General features: G+C 50.2%; 18 protein-coding genes. 13 read left to right on the top strand and 5 right to left on the bottom strand.

Annotated features, from left to right (window positions below):
* Positions 1–43: 43 nt before the first annotated feature.
* From C1192_RS16120 to C1192_RS16100, 5 genes are all read right to left on the bottom strand, one after another.
* Positions 44–1,194 (bottom strand): IS3-like element ISEc16 family transposase gene (locus tag C1192_RS16120; RefSeq protein WP_103194781.1). Its coding sequence is split into 2 segments (ribosomal slippage): positions 44–933 and positions 933–1,194, totalling 1,152 coding nucleotides; the frame shifts between segments, so codons are not numbered across the junction.
* Between the two features lie 25 nt (positions 1,195–1,219).
* A complete protein-coding gene (locus C1192_RS25390; protein WP_052463007.1) occupies positions 1,220–2,242 on the bottom strand; it encodes an STM4014 family protein in 1,023 nt (340 codons plus the stop codon).
* Between the two features lie 60 nt (positions 2,243–2,302).
* Positions 2,303–3,151 carry an STM4015 family protein gene (locus tag C1192_RS16110; RefSeq protein ID WP_038354793.1) on the bottom strand — a complete coding sequence of 283 codons (849 nt, stop codon included), beginning with the start codon at positions 3,149–3,151 and terminating at the stop codon, positions 2,303–2,305.
* A 245-nt stretch (positions 3,152–3,396) separates the two neighbouring features.
* On the bottom strand, positions 3,397–4,185 hold the full coding sequence (locus C1192_RS16105; RefSeq protein WP_000022286.1) for a DeoR/GlpR family DNA-binding transcription regulator: 789 nt from the start codon (positions 4,183–4,185) through the stop codon (positions 3,397–3,399).
* A 39-nt stretch (positions 4,186–4,224) separates the two neighbouring features.
* Complete coding sequence (locus C1192_RS16100; RefSeq protein WP_001517346.1) at positions 4,225–5,121, bottom strand: sugar kinase; 897 nt, start codon at positions 5,119–5,121, stop codon at positions 4,225–4,227.
* Positions 5,122–5,293: 172 nt separating this feature from the next.
* Between C1192_RS16100 and yihU the strand changes: the two genes are divergently transcribed.
* From yihU to C1192_RS16030, 13 genes are all read left to right on the top strand, one after another.
* Positions 5,294–6,172: a sulfolactaldehyde 3-reductase gene (yihU, locus tag C1192_RS16095; protein ID WP_038354792.1), complete on the top strand. Its 879-nt coding sequence runs from the start codon at positions 5,294–5,296 to the stop codon at positions 6,170–6,172.
* A gap of 24 nt (positions 6,173–6,196) precedes the next feature.
* Positions 6,197–7,084 (top strand): aldolase, encoded by an 888-nt coding sequence (locus C1192_RS16090; RefSeq protein WP_038354791.1) that lies wholly within the window; start codon positions 6,197–6,199, stop codon positions 7,082–7,084.
* Between the two features lie 32 nt (positions 7,085–7,116).
* The gene (locus tag C1192_RS16085) at positions 7,117–8,127 is read left to right on the top strand and encodes a (R,R)-butanediol dehydrogenase (RefSeq protein ID WP_038354790.1); all 1,011 of its coding nucleotides are present in this window, start codon (positions 7,117–7,119) and stop codon (positions 8,125–8,127) included.
* Positions 8,128–8,196: 69 nt separating this feature from the next.
* Entirely contained in the window at positions 8,197–9,612 is a 1,416-nt protein-coding gene (locus C1192_RS16080) for an MFS transporter (RefSeq protein ID WP_038354789.1), read from the top strand.
* Between the two features lie 101 nt (positions 9,613–9,713).
* Positions 9,714–11,063 (top strand): MFS transporter, encoded by a 1,350-nt coding sequence (locus tag C1192_RS16075; RefSeq protein ID WP_010376781.1) that lies wholly within the window; start codon positions 9,714–9,716, stop codon positions 11,061–11,063.
* A complete protein-coding gene (locus tag C1192_RS16070) occupies positions 11,053–11,940 on the top strand; it encodes an aldose 1-epimerase (protein WP_038354788.1) in 888 nt (295 codons plus the stop codon). Before C1192_RS16075 ends, C1192_RS16070 begins: the two co-directional genes overlap by 11 nt.
* Before the next feature lie 140 nt (positions 11,941–12,080).
* Positions 12,081–12,680 (top strand): glucose-1-phosphatase, encoded by a 600-nt coding sequence (yihX, locus tag C1192_RS16065; protein WP_000965690.1) that lies wholly within the window; start codon positions 12,081–12,083, stop codon positions 12,678–12,680.
* Complete coding sequence (locus tag C1192_RS16060) at positions 12,674–13,546, top strand: virulence factor BrkB family protein (RefSeq protein ID WP_000920721.1); 873 nt, start codon at positions 12,674–12,676, stop codon at positions 13,544–13,546. Before yihX ends, C1192_RS16060 begins: the two co-directional genes overlap by 7 nt.
* Entirely contained in the window at positions 13,543–13,980 is a 438-nt protein-coding gene (gene dtd, locus C1192_RS16055) for a D-aminoacyl-tRNA deacylase (protein ID WP_000560983.1), read from the top strand. The genes C1192_RS16060 and dtd overlap by 4 nt, the downstream gene beginning before the upstream one ends.
* Before the next feature lie 44 nt (positions 13,981–14,024).
* The gene (gene fabY, locus C1192_RS16050) at positions 14,025–14,966 is read left to right on the top strand and encodes a fatty acid biosynthesis protein FabY (RefSeq protein ID WP_001517342.1); all 942 of its coding nucleotides are present in this window, start codon (positions 14,025–14,027) and stop codon (positions 14,964–14,966) included.
* Between the two features lie 324 nt (positions 14,967–15,290).
* Entirely contained in the window at positions 15,291–15,968 is a 678-nt protein-coding gene (tnpA, locus tag C1192_RS16040) for an IS66-like element accessory protein TnpA (protein ID WP_001339397.1), read from the top strand.
* Complete coding sequence (gene tnpB / locus C1192_RS16035; protein ID WP_069906977.1) at positions 15,968–16,315, top strand: IS66 family insertion sequence element accessory protein TnpB; 348 nt, start codon at positions 15,968–15,970, stop codon at positions 16,313–16,315. Before tnpA ends, tnpB begins: the two co-directional genes overlap by 1 nt.
* A gap of 19 nt (positions 16,316–16,334) precedes the next feature.
* Positions 16,335–17,906: an IS66-like element ISCro1 family transposase gene (locus C1192_RS16030; RefSeq protein WP_103194797.1), complete on the top strand. Its 1,572-nt coding sequence runs from the start codon at positions 16,335–16,337 to the stop codon at positions 17,904–17,906.
* Positions 17,907–17,968 lie beyond the last annotated feature (62 nt).

Raw genomic sequence — 17,968 nt, 5'->3', positions numbered from 1 at the left:
AGTTACGTTATACTGATCCTACCCACGTAATGTGGACACGGCCCTAAGCGAGATTATGGTTTTCAAATTGTTCCGGGCTGAGACCGCCACAGGCACTGTGACGACGCCAGCGATTGTAATCACACTCGATATAATTAAACACCGTTGCCCGCATTATTTCCCGGCTGCTAAAGCGTTCCCCGTGGATACATTCCACCTTCAGCGAATGAAAGAAGCTTTCCACACAGGCATTGTCATAACAGTTGCCTTTCGCACTCATACTGCCACGCAGGTTGTGTCGCTTCAGCAGCGCCTGATAATCCCCTGAACAGTATTGACCACCACGGTCCGTATGAACAATGACGCTTTCCGGGCGTCTTCTCCGCCACAACGCCATTTGCAGTGCATCACAGGCCAGTTGTGCTGTCATTCGCGGTGACATCGACCAGCCAATAACGGCGCGTGACCACAGGTCGATGACTACTGCGAGATACAACCAGCCCTCATCGGTACGCAAGTACGTGATGTCACCCGCCCACTTCTGGTTCGGGCCGCTGGCGCTGAAGTCCTGCTCCAGCAGATTCTCCAATACGGGCAGGCCATGTGCACGGTAGCTGACCGGGCTGAACTTCCGGCCGGCTTTCGCCCGCAGCCCCTGACGACGCAGGCTGGCGGCAATGGTTTTAATATTGAACTCCGGCAGTTCGTCAGCAAGGCGGGGAGCACCGTATCGCTGCTTTGCCTCAAAGAATGCCTTATGAACAGCGGTATCGCAGGTGAGCCGAAACTGTTGGCGCAGGCTCATCTGGTGACGACGCCTGAGCCAGACATACCAGCCGCTGCGGGCAACCCGAAGTACACGACACATCGCTTTGATGCTGAACTCTGCCCGATGATTTTCGATGAAGACATACTTCATTTCAGGCGCTTCGCGAAGTATGTCGCGGCCTTTTGGAGGATGGCCAGTTCCTCAGCCTGCTCCGCCAGTTGTCGTTTAAGGCGGACATTTTCAGCGGCCAGTTCGCTTTCGCGCTCTGACGAACTCATTTGTTGCTGCTGTTTACTGCGCCAGGCATAAAGCTGAGATTCATACAGGCTGAGTTCACGGGCTGCGGCGGCCACACCGATGCGTTCAGCGAGTTTCAGGGCTTCGTTACGAAATTCAGGCGTATGTTGTTTACGGGGCTTCTTGCTGATTGATACTGGTTTTGTCATGAGTCACCTCTGGTTGAGAGTTTACTCACTTAGTCCTGTGTCCACTATTGGTGGGTAAGATCAATACATGGTGTTTTCTCATTACCTGAATCTGGCGTTGATAAATCATATTTTGTTCGCAGGTGTCCTGATAAATAAGATCGCCCTGTCCATTAATTTCGATAATATAGGGGGTTAAATTTTGTGTGAGTAATACGTCAAGCCCGGCAATGTGTATGTCCGGGTAGAGTTTCATGGCGTTGAGACAAAGCGAGTCAATTTCAGCCACTTTTTCTGCGGGTAAATTAAGATCGGCAAAACGGATAGCTTCATTTTGCAGATGCAAATTGGTGATCGGCTGTGATGATTTTCTGATAACCCGCCAGATGATTTCGCCATTAACATACACGATGCGTAAATCGTAGCTTTTATTGCCCACTCGGGCTTTTGCCAGCCAGCGTTCGATAATATTTTCTTGTTGTAAAATAGCATTCACAATCAACGTAATATCATCGCTGTTTTCATAGCGGATAATGTGTTTACTGTTCACCAGCGTGTTACCTGTAATCTGGATCGCACAATAAAGTACCTGACGGTTATCGCCGGGATGTAAACTTAGAGCCAGTACCCCGGCGGCACCTGATCCGAGATTCGGCTTAATAAACACGCGATAAATCTTCTCGCTGCGCATACAGGCGATCAGTTGATCGTAACTATGGACATTATCCGCTAATATCGGCGGTGTCGGGATCGCGTGTTCGATTAATCGTTGTTTACAGTGGCGCTTATCCAGAAAATGAATAATACTTTCTGGCGAGTTAATAAAACGTATTTCCTTTCTGGTAGCCATTTTTTGTAAAAAACTAATATAGTTTTGGCTAACCGTATTAATTAAGCCAATATCTGTTTCCTGATGTAAGGGGGGATCAATTTTTACCATGCCTTTATTTAAGGGCAGGGTAAGTGCTTGATCATGGCTCACTACGTTGATATGTTCCTGTAAGCGTGACGCTGCCTGGCAAAAATAAAATGTGCGTTTGCTTTCAGGATGACCAATTAGCGTAATCACGAAGAATTCCTTTTCTGTGATAAATAATGGGAGAGATGACTCTCTCCCAATAAATTTCATTTACTCGGTAAACATCGCATGCATATAAACTTCGTCATCATAGACTTCAGACGTTAGCGCTTCTGATAATTCGAGAGTACATGTCAGTGTTTTTTGCAGTTTTTTCTGCATATCTTCTGTCATGTAATGATGGTGCAAATCCAGCAGTTTCAGATGGCTAAGGCGATCGGCATGTTTGAGAAGATACTCCGCGCCTTCATTGGTGAGTGTGCCACAAGAGAGTGCCAGCACTTCCAGTTGCGGCAGAATGTCGCTCTCCAGCACGCGGCGGGTGATTTCGTTTTGTTCTTCGCTGTTCATCAGGCCAAGATGCATCAGGCTTGGGAAGAGGGATTTAGACGCCAGCTTCATCACGATATCTATCGACGCATCAAAACCATAATTTTCAATGCCAATATAAACGATAAGTGTTTTTAATGCGGGTAGGTGGGCGTTTTGCAATGACGCGAACACGCCGCACGGCGTACCGCCAGAGATAATTTCCAGGTGCTCCAGTTTATCGTGGGCGATTTCTCCCAGTTCCAGGCCCTGGGCACCTTTAATCGTCAACTTTTTCAGGTTCGGCAGCGCTGCATACAGACGAGAATAATCCCCTTGTTTTATCCACGAAATTTCACACTCTTCGCTTTCCATATCGCCAACAAACAGGGATTCAAGATGAGCAAAGCGTTCAGCATGTTCAACAAACATGTCGATTATCGGTTGGCAACTTTCCTCGTCCCAGCACTCCCCCCAACGTCCAATGACCAAAGAGCGAATTTTTGCCAGGTCTTCATCGGCTAAAATATTATTGATAAATTCTTCTTGTAGGATTTCATTATCCCAATCCATATAAAATTTCTTTTCCATTTTGCATTCCTGGTAGGTATATGAGGGAATGAAAAGTGTACTCTATTACTGAATGCTTTTAATAGTGGATAATATGAAAATAATTCAATCACGAAACCTATATATCATATTTAAATATTGGTGATATCAATGTTTAAATATATCGATTGGTTTTTCAATGGTTCGTTTTAGTAAAAAATAAGTATTTAACAATGAGTGATTGCCCGAATGGCTTTCGCCATTGGGCATTAATGGTAGTTTATATTTCAGGATACTTCTTGCTCGGCAACCACCAGTTCGACATTCTCTTCGCTTAATAACTGGCAGAAAGAATTGGGCGGTGGAGCATCAGTAAAAAATGCTCTGACATTTCGTGCATTGCCAATTGAAACGGCAGCAGACGCGGCAAACTTAGTATGATCTGCCACTAGCAATGTATTCCGCGCATGTTTAATCATCGTTCTCGCGACTAACGCTTCATTGACATCAAATTCCAGCAGGGTGCCATCATGCTCAATGGCACCAATACTGGTGATTAAATAGTCTGCGCGGAAACCTTCAATAAAATCCACAGCTCCGGGGCCGATGATCCCGCCGTTATGGGCGCGTAAAGTGCCTCCCGGCACCATCACTTCAATATCCTGATTCTTATAAAGAATCTGTGCCACACGTAGGCTGTTAGTGATAATGCGTAAATCACGGCGGTTGAGTAATGCCCTGGCAACGGCTTCGACCGTAGTACCGATGGTGATAAAGACGGTACAGCGTTCGGGAAGGTAATCAGCGACCGCCTCAGCGATCGCCCGTTTCTCGGCGGTGAGCGAAAGTTCCCGTTGCTCAAAAGCGGTATTCATGACGCTGGAGACGCGCCCAGCCCCTCCATGATGACGGGTGATCAACCCCTGCTCGCTTAGTTTTCGGATATCCCGGCGCACGGTTTGCGTTGAAACATCCAGCAGTTGTGCCAGTTCTTCAATATTCATATAACCGCGTTCTGCGATTAGATGAACGAGTTGGTCATGGCGTGGATTACCTGTCACTTCGATGATACTCATGAATACTCCCTTGCCCCTCCTCGGTAGATGTTTACCATTTTACGCATAAAGTGACAAAAATGATTCGGTTTGCTCACGATTAGGAATGCCAGCCCGACCGCCAGCCTGGGTACATTTCATCGCGGCAACCGCACTGGCAAAACGAATAGCCTCTTTTGTGGGCATTTTTTCTGCTAACGCTACCGCGAGTGCGCCGTGAAAAACATCGCCTGCTCCAGTGGTATCAACCACATTGACAGAAAATGCCTCCTGTTGACACAAATGATCATCTTCAATCCACAACGATCCTTCAGAACCCAGCGTGACATACACTTTACCTGCTGTTTGTGTGGCTGCCTGGTACAAGCCTTCTTCAGGTGACTGAAGGCCGGTCATGCGTTTCAGCCCTGGCGTTGAGAACACGGCGTGATCGGCAAGCGCGACAAGTGGAGAAATATCCTGCGGTGTCATATCGGCGTCTAAAAGCGTTGTCACGCCCGCAAGGCGCGCTTGCGAGAATGCTTTTTCAGTGCCGCTATGCCAGCGAACATCGGCCAGAACCAGATCATAACGAGAGAAATCGATCGCTTCTAACCATTCGGCATCTGTATCGAGATCGGGGCTTGGATAATTAACGATAATCCGTTCGCCATGCTGATCAACGAGGATCGCTGATTGCGACGAACGGGCATTAAGATATCGGCGGCAAAATGCCGTATTGACGCCCCAACTCTCAAGTTCTGCAAGTAAGGTATTTCCACAACTGTCATCGCCGACGCGACCAATGAAATCAACCTCCACGCCGAGTTTTGCTATTGCAACAGCGGCTGTTGCCGCCGGGCCACCACCAATCTCAAGATAATGATTTGCCTGATATTTCCCGCCGCCCTCTGGCAGACAGGGCAAAGAATAAATTCTGTCCTGAACAGTGATACCCACACATGCAATTCTGGTCATATTTGTCTTGTCCTGTTTAATTTTGTCGTCTTTGGTCAATTTAAATGACACAAATGATCAAATTAGTGATGCGTGTCGTGTTTTTGAACATAAATTACAAATATGCTCAAAAACAGACGAAAACGAATTTTCAATTGTCATTATTTTGTCAATGTCAGACAGGAGAGCGTTCATGGCAACCATTGCATTTCTCGGGCTGGGGCAGATGGGTAGCCCAATGGCTAACAATCTATTGCAAAAAGGGCATTTATTGCAGGTATTTGATGTCAATACACAGGCTGTCGATGCGCTAGTCACGCAGGGGGCCACTGCGGCACAAACCCCAGCGGAAGCGGCAGTAGGTGCTGAATTTATCATCACTATGCTTCCCAATGGTGACATTGTTCGGCAGGTGTTGTTGGGGGAAAAAGGTGTCTGTGAAACTGTTTCATCTGACGCGTTAGTGATTGATATGTCGACTATTCATCCCTTACAGACCGATGCATTAATACGGGAATTACAAGAAAAAGGCATCAGTATGATGGACGCCCCCGTGGGCAGAACGTCTGTGAATGCGATTGATGGCACATTGCTGATTTTAGCGGGTGGCACTGATGAGCAGATTGTGCGCGCACGCCCGATTCTCATGTGCATGGGTAATGAGCTGGTCGAAGCTGGCGGCCCGGGAATGGGGATCCGCGTGAAGCTAATTAACAACTATATGAGCATTGCGCTTAATGCGCTGTCCTCCGAAGCCGCTGTGTTATGTGAGTCACTGGGATTAAATCTTGATATCGCAATTAAGGTGATGAGTGGTACGGCAGCAGGGAAAGGGCATTTTACGACCACCTGGCCTGGCAAAGTGCTGAAAGGCGATCTTTCTCCCGCCTTCATGGTGGATCTGGCGTTGAAAGATCTGCGTATTGCTGTTGATGTCGCTCAGGAGACGGGGGTGCCGCTCAATATGGGGATTGCAGCAGAAAGTTATTACGCCGCAGCAAGTCAAGACGGTAAAGGGCGGCAGGACTGGAGCGCCCTGCTAAATCAGGTTCGTCAGCAGGCTGGTCTTTAATTTTATCTATTAACAGGAGTTTCTATGTCATCCCACTTCACCCCATTTACGCTGAAAGATATCTCCCGCCCAGGTGGTGGATTTGCCATGTTAGCTGTCGATCAGCGTGAAGCTATGCGTCTGATGTTTGCGGCAGCAGGACAGCCAAAACCCGTCTCCGACAGTGTACTCACCGATTTTAAAGTCGCCGCGACCCGCATCCTTTCTCCTTATGCTTCTGCCGTTCTGGCGGATAAACAATTCTGTCTTGATCAAATTGTCGAGCAGGGCGCTGTTGCTAATTCTTGCGGTCTGATTGTCGCTGCCGATCTTTTTATCCCAGGTAATGGCATCCCGGTTGATAGCGTTGAAATAGATATGTCCGTCGACCCGCATAAAGCCCGTGAAATGGGGGCGAAGGCGATGAAATTACTTGTGCTCTGGTGTGAAGATGAACCTGCAGAGGAACGTCTGGCAATGGTCGATAAGTTTGTTCGTCGCTGCCGTAGTGCCGGGCTGGTCAGCATTATTGAGCCTGTGGTGCGTCCACCTCGTCGTGGTTGGGACTTTGATCGTGAAAGCGCCATTGTTGCCGCCGCCGCAGAGCTTGGTGGAACAGAGGCTGATCTTTACAAAGCCGAGATGCCATTAGGAGGCAAAGGCGATGAAAAAACCTTACTTTCCGCCTGCCAGAAACTTAACGATCAGATGAAGATGCCGTGGGTAATTCTTTCTTCTGGCGTCGATGCCGATATTTTTGGACGCGCGGTAAGTATTGCGATGAAAAGCGGCGCGTCTGGCTTCCTGGCAGGACGAGCGGTTTGGGCGTCGGTTGTTGGTGCACAAGATCCACAAACTATGCTGCGCGATGTCTCCGTTCCACGCTTACAACGATTGGCTGAAATTGTCGATGAAGGTATCGCGCAACGCTAATTCCCTATGGATAACGATTCTGGAGAATAATGATGGATAAAATTACCCAGGTTTTATTTTCAGATATTGGGAAAGTCACCACTCAATATGTTGAAGCACCACACCAGCAACTTAAACCGCACGAAGTACGGATTGCGCCTGTGTTCTACGGGATATGCGGATCGGATCTGCATGTTTTGAAAGGCGGTCATCCGTTTGCCAAACCGCCAGTCGTTCCCGGTCATGAAATTGCAGCGCGTGTTACGGAAGTGGGTAGCGACGTCAAACATGTACAGCCGGGCGATCATGTGGTTGTCGATCCCATCATGGCTTGCATGGAATGCCGGGCCTGCAAAGCAGGGCGTTTTAATCTTTGTGAACCACCGCAGGTTGCCGGTTTTCGCGCGCCGGGCCTTGCTCGCTCACAACACATTGTTCCTGCGCGTAATTGCCATGTCGCACCAGCCTCTTTACCGCTAAAAGTGTTGGCCTTTGCCGAACCGGCAGCGTGTGCTCGTCACTGTGTTAACCGAATGCCGAAGGCTTCTCTGGAGAGCGTACTGGTGATTGGTGCTGGAACAATTGGCTTATCCATTGTGCAGGCACTGCGCATTATGGGGGCAGGAAAGATTACCGTGATTGAACCTGACGTGGCCAAACGTGCACTGGCGTTAAAATTGGGTGCTGCAGAGGTTTGGGCACCGGGAGAACTGGCCGCAGATGTGCGATTTACGGGAGCGATTGATGTCGTTGCAGCGCAGGCCACGCTTAATGATGCCTGTACCCGTGTGTATGCCGGAGGCACCGTTGTGTGTATGGGCGTACCGAGTGGGCCGCGTGAAATACCACTACCGATGATGCAACGTTTCGAGCGTGACTTGCTCAACTCTGGCATGTACATCCCTGAAGATTTCGATGCCGTTATCGAATGGCTGGCGGATGGGCGGTTTGATACCAGTGAGCTGGTTACCGATTTATTTGCCATTGATGACGCAGCGGCAGCATTCGAACGCGCGCAGCAAAATGACTCCATAAAAGTCATGCTGCAATTTGCGCCGGAATGATTTTCTAAATCTCTGTCTGGCGCTGCGCTATGTCAGCGCCACCCTACAACAATTAAAAAGGACACTGCGATGAGTCAAATCACCAGTCCTGCAATTTATTCAATTAGTCGTCCACAGGACGTAATTGATATTGTTAATAAGAACTCTGCGATCAACACCAGTATCGGCGTTATTTTTATTGCTTTGGGCGGCATATTGATTGATGCCTATCAGGCGGCGATGGTGGGGTTTGGTAATAAATATATTGCCGCTCAATTTGGTATTTCTCTTGGGCTTGCCGCAACCGTTAATGCTTCAGTATTAATCGCCGCATTAATAGGTGGTTTATTAGCGAATCGGGTCATCAACCGCTTTGGGCAAAAGCGAGCATTTATTATTGGCATGGGGTTATGCACCATCGGTGCTGCTGCGGTGGCTATTGCGCCCAGTATCTGGTGGGTGCTGGTGTGTCGCGTCATCATGGGCTTTGGCTTAGGCATCGACTTCCCTTTGGCAACCAATGCCGTGGCAGAGCTTCGTGGTTCAACGTCGAAGAAAACCGGAACGTCGGTCAATCTCTGGCAAATGGCCTGGTATGTTTCAACTACCGTTGTCTATCTGGTGCTTTTGCCTCTGCTTCTGTCTGGTATTGCTGAAGAACAGTTGTGGCGTTACGGAATATTCATCGGGGCTATTTTCGCAGTCATCTTCATGATTTTGCGTTACGTCTTTATCGGTGAATCCGCAATGTGGGCCGCACGCGTCGGGCGTTACCAGGAAGCGTGCGACATCCTGGGAAAACGTTACGGTGTTCAGGCTCGCGTTGCGACACCGGGTACAGCAGAAGCCAGATCCGCGGAAAAGGTAGAGAATAAATACAGAGGTGGATATGGCATCTTATTTAATGATCGTTACCGCAAACGCACCATCCTCGGCTGTGTCGTGGCAACCATGCAGGCGTGGCAATATAACGCTGTAGGTGTTTATCTTCCTCTTACCCTGGCGGGAATAATAAGTGGCGGGCTTACTGGCGCGTTGACGGGTTCTGCCGTCGTGAATGCCCTTTGTGGGGTAACCGGCGGGATGATCGGCTCGTTTATTCTCCAACGATTAGGCACCCGCCGACAGTCCATGTATGGATTTGCCGTTGTGACCTTAGCATTGCTGTCGTTAGGCGCACTGGCGACGACTAATCCCTGGCTGTCTTTAGGGTTGTTGGGATCAATTATTTTCTTCCATTCAGCGGGGCCTGGTGGGTTGGGCATGACCATTGCCACACTCTCATATCCTCCTGCTATTCGCCCTACTGGGGTGGGATTTGCCCGTGCGATTGCCGGGCTTATTTTCTGGCCGATGCTGTGGGGTGCGTTGAAAACTGAAGCGTTTTACTGGTTGGCAATTGTGCCATTCCTGGGATTCCTGACCTGCGTATTGATTAATTGGGAACCGTTGGGGGCGAATGTGGATGCCGAAGACGCGGAAGTTCTGGCGGAATTGAACAAATAAACATAACGCGTATCGGCATCAGGTCGATGCGCGTATTTATCAGACTGCCCACTTTGTAGTGGGTTATTTCCCAATTTCTCGCCGACCAGGAGAGGAAAATGATGTCTGAAACGTTACCTACACCGCAAGAAGGACTTTCCGGTAAAGCCATGAGACGTGTCGTAATGGGCAGTTTCGCGGGCGCGTTGATGGAATGGTATGACTTCTTTATTTTTGGCACGGCAGCAGGGCTGGTATTTGCTCCGCTTTTTTTCCCGAACAGCGATCCTTTTATAGGTCTTATAGCCGCCTTTGCTACCTTTGGTGTCGGTTTTTTGACTCGTCCCTTAGGTGGCATCGTCTTTGGCCATTTTGGCGATAAAATTGGGCGAAAAATAACGCTTATCTGGACACTGGCTATTGTCGGTTGCTCCACATTTTTGATTGGTTTTATTCCGACGTATCAGGAAATTGGGATCTGGGCACCGCTCATATTAATGGCGCTGCGCTTAATTCAGGGCTTTGGTCTTGGTGGCGAGTATGGCGGAGCGGCATTGATGACCATTGAATCTGCGCCCGAATCCCGGCGCGGTTTTTTAGGTTCGCTCCCACAAACGGCTGCATCAGTGGGGATTATGCTGGCAACCGGTATTTTTGCGCTCTGTAACCATTTACTGACTCAGGAACAGTTTCTCTCCTGGGGATGGCGTATTCCGTTCTGGCTTTCTGCGGTGATGTTGATCGTTGGGTTATTTATCCGCCTGCATACTGAGGAGACACTGGATTTTCAAAAGCAAAAAACGACGAATAATAAAGAAAAGTCCGTTCCTCCGTTGATTGAATTATTCAAAAAACATCCGCGAAATATTTTATTAGCGCTGGGCGCGAGGCTGGCAGAGAGTGTCTCCTCCAATATTATTAACGCCTTTGGTATCGTTTATATTTCCAGCCAATTAGCATTATCGCGAGATATTCCTCTGACGGGCATGTTGATTGCCTCGGCGATCGGTATTTTCAGTTGTCCGTTGGTCGGGTGGTTATCAGACCGTATAGGTCAAAAATGTCTGTATTTGTCAGGTGCGGGATTTTGTGTCCTGTTCGCGTTTCCTTTCTTCTTATTACTGGATAGTAAAAGTACGCTCATCATCTGGTGCAGTATGATCCTCGGCTATAACTTAGGCCCGACGATGATGTTTGCCGTGCAGCCGACACTTTTCACCCGCATGTTCGGCACCAAAGTACGATATACCGGTCTTTCTTTTGCCTATCAATTTTCCGCAATACTTGGCGGACTAAGCCCCCTTATCGCCTCAAGTTTGCTGGCGCTGGGAGGGGGAAAACCGTGGTATGTCGCTCTGTTTTTATTTGCTGTCTCAGTTCTTTCCTTTGTTTGCGTCTGGCTGATTGAGCCGACCGATGAACAAGAAACCGCTTCTTACCGCTACATCAGGGAACAATCTCATGAAAACTGAACGGAATAACGAGCATTATCTGGCGCTACAACAGGCGTTTGACGCGCCCTGGCCTGGGCCTGTGGGAGAGTCTGTGACGCTGGAAAAAGGCAGTATTCGCCTGCAGATTTATCCGCATGATGGTGCCAGGATCACCTCATTACAGGCATTTGGTTGTGAAGTATTACGCCAATGGCAGCCGCAACGCAGAGCTTTTCAGTACGGCTGTTTCCCAATGGTGCCGTGGGCAGGGCGATTGGGGAACGCGACGCTGAATGCTGGTGGGCAATGTTATTCTTTACCCGCCAATAAACCACCACATGCGTTACATGGTATGGCGTGCTATTCAACATGGGAAATTATCGCCAAAACAACAGATTCCCTGACTTTACGTATGCCTCTGGCTTCACCGTGGCCATGGCAAGGGGAAGTGATTCAGACTTTTTTGCTGGAGAACGATGCGCTGGTTTTACAACTGGAAATCCATTCACATGCCGATACATTCCCGGCCTCTGCGGGCTGGCATCCGTGGTTTGCGAAAAAGCTGGCTCCGCAAAGTACAGCGTCGTTGCAGGTGCTTTTTGATGCGGACTGGCAAGAAGAAGCGGGTAGTGATGAACTGCCAACAGGAAATCGCATCTCTCCTCAAGGCGGCCCCTGGGATGACTGTTTTGGTTTTTATGACGGGTTAAAGGTTAAGTTACTGTGGCCAGGTAAACTCGCGATGACCATGACTTCTTCAGCAAACAGTCTGGTTGTATTTGATAAACAGCCTGATGCCACCTGTGTTAACCCGCTTACTCAGGCACCTAACGCAATAAATCTAACGCCGGAATTTGTGACACCAGATAAGCCGCTGGTCATCGAAACCCGTTGGCAATTTACGCCTGAATCTTAACCATTCATCTAATGCGAAAAAGTCAGTGAAATTACTCTGCTTTTTCGCAATCAGCGTCACAAGATTACCCTTATTGCCACATAGCCAAACCCATCCTTTCCCGCTACAGTTAATTTCCTGTGGTGTGAAAGGAGGCAAAAATGCTCTATATCTTTGATTTAGGTAATGTGATTGTCGATATCGACTTTAACCGTGTGCTGGGAACCTGGAGCGATTTAACGCGTATTCCGCTGGCGTCGCTTAAGAAGAGTTTTCATATGGGTGAGGCGTTTCATCAGCATGAGCGTGGGGAAATTAGTGATGAAGAGTTCGCTGAGGCGCTGTGTCATGAGATGGCCTTACCGTTAAGTTACGAACAGTTCTCCCACGGCTGGCAGGCGGTGTTTGTCGCGCTACGCCCGGAAGTGATCGCCATTATGCATAAACTGCGTGAGCAGGGGCATCGCGTGGTGGTGCTTTCCAATACTAACCGCCTGCATACTACCTTTTGGCCAGAGGAATACCCGGAAATCCGTAGCGCTGCCGACCATATCTACTTGTCGCAAGATTTAGGTATGCGCAAACCGGAAGCGCGAATTTACCAGCATGTTTTGCGGGCAGAAGGTTTTTCACCAGACGAGACGGTCTTTTTCGACGATAACGCCGATAATATAGAAGGAGCTAATCAGCTAGGTATTACCAGCATTCTGGTGAAAGATAAAACCACCATCCCGGACTATTTCGCGAAGGTGTTATGCTAAAAACCATCCATGAAAAAGCCAGGCATCGTACCCGTCCGCTATGGGCCTGGCTGAAACTACTCTGGCAACGCATTAATGAGGACAACATGACAACCCTGGCAGGTAACCTTGCCTACGTGTCATTGCTCTCATTAGTGCCGCTGGTTGCCGTTGTTTTTGCACTTTTCGCCGCGTTTCCCATGTTTTCTGACGTCAGCATTCAGTTGCGTCATTTTATCTTCGCCAACTTTCTTCCTGCCACAGGCGATGTTATCCAGCAATATATCGAACAGTTTGTTGCCAACTCCAACAAGATGACCGCCGTCGGGGCGTGTGGTCTGATCGTCACGGCATTATTGTTGATGTACTCCATCGATAGCGCGCTGAATGCCATCTGGCGCAGTAAACGGGTTCGCCCCAAAATTTATTCGTTTGCTGTGTACTGGATGATCCTGACGCTGGGGCCGCTGCTGGCGGGGGCCAGTCTGGCGATCAGCTCCTATCTACTCTCCCTGCGCTGGGCGAGCGATCTCAATACTGTCATCGACAATGTGCTGCGTATTTTTCCGCTGTTGTTGTCGTGGATCTCCTTCTGGCTGCTGTACAGCATTGTTCCTACCATTCGCGTACCTAACCGCGACGCGATTGTCGGCGCGTTTGTCGCCGCACTCCTGTTCGAAGCAGGAAAGAAAGGTTTCGCGCTTTATATCACCATGTTCCCGTCATATCAGCTCATTTACGGTGTGCTGGCGGTGATCCCCATCCTCTTTGTCTGGGTCTACTGGACATGGTGTATCGTCTTGCTTGGTGCAGAAATTACTGTCACTCTCGGGGAATACCGCAAACTTAAACAAGCTGCTGAACAAGAAGAAGACGACGAACCATGATTGCATTAATTCAACGCGTAACCCGAGCCAGCGTCACCGTGGAGGGAGAAGTGACGGGCGAAATTGGCGCGGGACTTTTGGTGTTATTGGGTGTCGAAAAGGATGATGACGAACAGAAAGCAAACCGTCTGTGTGAGCGTGTGCTCGGCTATCGCATCTTTAGCGATGCTGAAGGCAAGATGAATCTCAACGTGCAACAGGCGGGCGGCAGTGTGCTGGTGGTTTCCCAGTTTACCCTTGCCGCAGATACCGAACGGGGGATGCGCCCCAGCTTCTCCAAAGGCGCTTCACCGGATCGCGCAGAGGCGTTATATGACTATTTCGTCGAACGCTGCCGTCAGCAGGAAATGAACACGCAAACAGGACGCTTCGCTGCCGATATGCAGGTATCGCTGGTCAATGATGGTCCCGTGACATTCTGGTTGCAGGTATGAGCCAGCTTCCAGGTGTGTCACGGGAAACAAGAGAGAGTATCGCTATGTATCACCTTCGGGTTCCACAAACAGAAGAAGAATTAGAGCGCTACTATCAATTCCGCTGGGAGATGTTGCGTAAACCCCTGCATCAACCGAAAGGTTCTGAACGCGACGCCTGGGATGCGATGGCGCATCACCAGATGGTCGTCGACGAGCAGGGTAATCTGGTGGCAGTAGGGCGGCTGTATATCAATGCCGATAACGAAGCCTCCATTCGCTTTATGGCCGTTCATCCCGACGTGCAGGACAAAGGCCTGGGCACGCTGATGGCGATGACCCTGGAGTCGGTAGCGCGTCAGGAAGGCGTTAAGCGCGTGACCTGTAGCGCCCGTGAAGACGCGGTGGAGTTTTTCGCTAAGCTGGGGTTTGTGAATCAGGGGGAGATCACCACCCCAACCACCACGCCGATTCGCCATTTTCTGATGATTAAACCCGTCGCTACTCTGGATGACATTTTGCATCGCGGCGACTGGTGCGCCCAGCTCCAGCAGGCGTGGTATGAACACATCCCGTTAAGCGAAAAAATGGGCGTGCGCATTCAGCAATATACCGGGCAAAAATTTATCACCACCATGCCGGAAACCGGCAATCAGAATCCGCACCACACGTTGTTTGCCGGGAGTTTATTCTCTCTGGCAACGCTCACCGGTTGGGGGCTTATCTGGCTGATGCTGCGCGAACGCCACCTCGGCGGAACGATTATTCTTGCCGATGCGCATATCCGCTACAGCAAGCCGATTAGCGGCAAACCTCATGCGGTGGCCGACCTCGGTGCGTTAAGCGGCGATCTCGACCGTCTGGCGCGCGGGCGTAAAGCGCGGGTGCAAATGCAGGTCGAAATCTTTGGCGACGATACGCCAGGCGCGGTGTTTGAAGGCACATATATCGTTCTGCCCGCGAAGCCATTTGGCCCGTATGAAGAGGGCGGGAACGAAGAAGAGTAGGGCGGCCGTTTTAATTAAATACCGGTTGGTGGCGGCACTGACCGGTCTGCGATGGGCGATAAATTTTATCTTAAGCCTGATGCGGTAAATACGCTGACTTTTTCGGGTACACTATCCTGATGATGTAAATGAAGACCCAGTCAAAAAACAAATATCCTTGAATATAATATATTCATAGCACCATAACTCGTCCTTATTATTTGTTGTCGCTTTTCTGTGGATGCGATCCGACCTAATTAAGAGTAATAAACAATCATGGGCGATGCTAAACGTAACCGGCTCATTTAAACCGTCTGGTCTGTTTCCTCCGGCTCTACAAAAATAATGTCCATCATTTTTAATGGACACTATCGTATGAAACACCGGACCTGGATCACTGAAGCTTTACGTCTTCACTTTGAAGAACATTTACCCCGGGTTGTGGCCGGGCGTCGCCTGGGTGTACCAAAATCAACAGTTTGTAGTATGTTCGTGCGCTTTCGGAGAGCTGGCCTTTCGTGGCCTTTGCCCGCAGGCATGTCGGAGCAGGAACTTGATGCCTGCCTTTACGGACAATTTTCCACGGTACCAGTCGTACGTCCTGAAAGCACCGTTATATCCGAAGCCCCCGTGGTAAAAAAACGTCCCCGGCGGCCCAACTTCCCTTATGAGTTTAAAATCGCCTTAGTGGAGCAGTCACTGCAGCCCGGAGCCTGTGTGGCGCAGATCGCCCGGGAAAACGGAATCAACGATAACCTGCTCTTCAACTGGCGCCATCAATACCGGAAAGGTGGCCTGCTGCCTTCCGGAAAAAATATGCCGGCACTGCTTCCCGTGACGTTAACGCCGGAGCCGGATAATAAAATCCCGGCCCCCGCACAGGAACCAGAGCAGATAAATACACCGTCCGACAGTCTGTGTTGTGAGCTGGTTCTGCCGGCCGGAACTCTCAGGCTTAAAGGTAAACTGACGCCGGCGTTATTACAGACACTTATCCGCGAAATAAAAGGGAGCAGCCACTGATGATATCTCTCCCTGCCGGTTCGCGTATCTGGCTGGTTGCAGGTATCACCGACATGCGGAATGGCTTTAACGGCCTGGCATCAAAAGTTCAGAACGTCCTGAAGGATGACCCGTTCTCCGGACACCTGTTCATCTTCCGCGGACGCCGGGGTGACCAGATAAAAGTGTTGTGGGCTGACAGTGACGGACTGTGCCTCTTCACCAAACGCCTGGAGCGGGGCCGCTTCGTCTGGCCAGTCACCCGTGACGGCAAGGTGCACCTTACTCCGGCTCAGTTATCCATGCTTCCTGAAGGTATCAACTGGAAGCACCCGAAACGAACGGAACGCGCTGGAATCCGCATATAACCCGTTGTAAAGTGAGGATATGGACACCTCACTTGCTCATGAGAACGCCCGCCTGCGGGCACTGTTGCAGACGCAACAGGACACCATCCGCCAGATGGCTGAATACAACCGCCTGCTCTCACAGCGGGTGGCGGCTTATGCTTCCGAAATCAACCGGCTGAAGGCGCTGGTTGCGAAACTGCAACGTATGCAGTTCGGTAAAAGCTCAGAAAAACTTCGTGCAAAAACCGAACGGCAGATACAGGAAGCTCAGGAGCGAATCAGCGCACTTCAGGAAGAAATGGCGGAAACGCTGGGTGAGCAATATGACCCGGTACTGCCATCCGCCCTGCGCCAGTCTTCAGCCCGTAAACCGTTACCGGCCTCACTTCCCCGTGAAACCCGGGTTATCCGGCCGGAAGAGGAATGCTGTCCTGCCTGTGGTGGTGAACTCAGTTCTCTGGGATGTGATGTGTCAGAGCAACTGGAGCTTATCAGCAGCGCCTTTAAGGTTATCGAAACACAACGTCCGAAACTGGCCTGTTGCCGGTGCGACCATATCGTGCAGGCACCAGTACCTTCAAAACCCATTGCACGCAGTTATGCCGGAGCGGGGCTTCTGGCCCATGTTGTCACCGGGAAATATGCAGACCATCTGCCGTTATACCGCCAGTCAGAAATATACCGTCGTCAGGGAGTGGAGCTGAGCCGTGCCACACTGGGGCGCTGGACCGGTGCCGTTGCTGAACTGCTGGAGCCGCTGTATGACGTCCTGCGCCAGTATGTGCTGATGCCCGGTAAAGTCCATGCCGATGATATCCCCGTCCCGGTCCAGGAGCCGGGCAGCGGTAAAACCCGGACAGCCCGGCTGTGGGTCTACGTCCGTGATGACCGCAACGCCGGTTCACAGATGCCCCCGGCGGTCTGGTTCGCGTACAGTCCGGACCGGAAAGGTATCCATCCACAAAATCACCTGGCCGGTTACAGCGGTGTGCTTCAGGCCGATGCTTACGGTGGTTACCGGGTGTTATACGAATCCGGCAGAATAACGGAAGCCGCGTGTATGGCTCATGCCCGGAGAAAAATCCACGATGTGCATGCAAGAGCGCCCACCGACATCACCACGGAAGCCCTGCAGCGTATCGGTGAACTGTATGCTATCGAGGCAGAGGTCCGGGGCTGTTCAGCAGAACAGCGTCTGGCGGCAAGAAAAGCCAGAGCCGCGCCACTGATGCAGTCACTGTATGACTGGATACAGCAACAGACGAAAACACTGTCGCGTCACTCAGATACGGCAAAAGCGTTCGCATACCTGCTGAAACAGTGGGATGCACTGAACGTGTACTGCAGTAATGGCTGGGTGGAAATCGACAACAACATCGCAGAGAACGCCTTACGGGGAGTGGCCGTAGGCCGGAAAAACTGGATGTTCGCGGGTTCCGACAGCGGTGGTGAACATGCGGCGGTGTTGTACTCGCTGATCGGCACATGCCGTCTGAACAATGTGGAGCCAGAAAAGTGGCTGCGTTACGTCATTGAACATATCCAGGACTGGCCGGCAAACCGGGTACGCGATCTGTTGCCCTGGAAAGTTGATCTGAGCTCTCAGTAAATATCAATACGGTTCTGACGAGCCGCTTACTGCTAAACGATTTTTTAATAATAATTAAAATA

It is taken from the genome of Escherichia marmotae, from assembly GCF_002900365.1.
Taxonomy (GTDB): Bacteria; Pseudomonadota; Gammaproteobacteria; order Enterobacterales; family Enterobacteriaceae; genus Escherichia; species Escherichia marmotae.
Note: the sequence above shows the minus strand (reverse complement) of the source record. Positions and strands in the feature narration are given on the sequence as shown.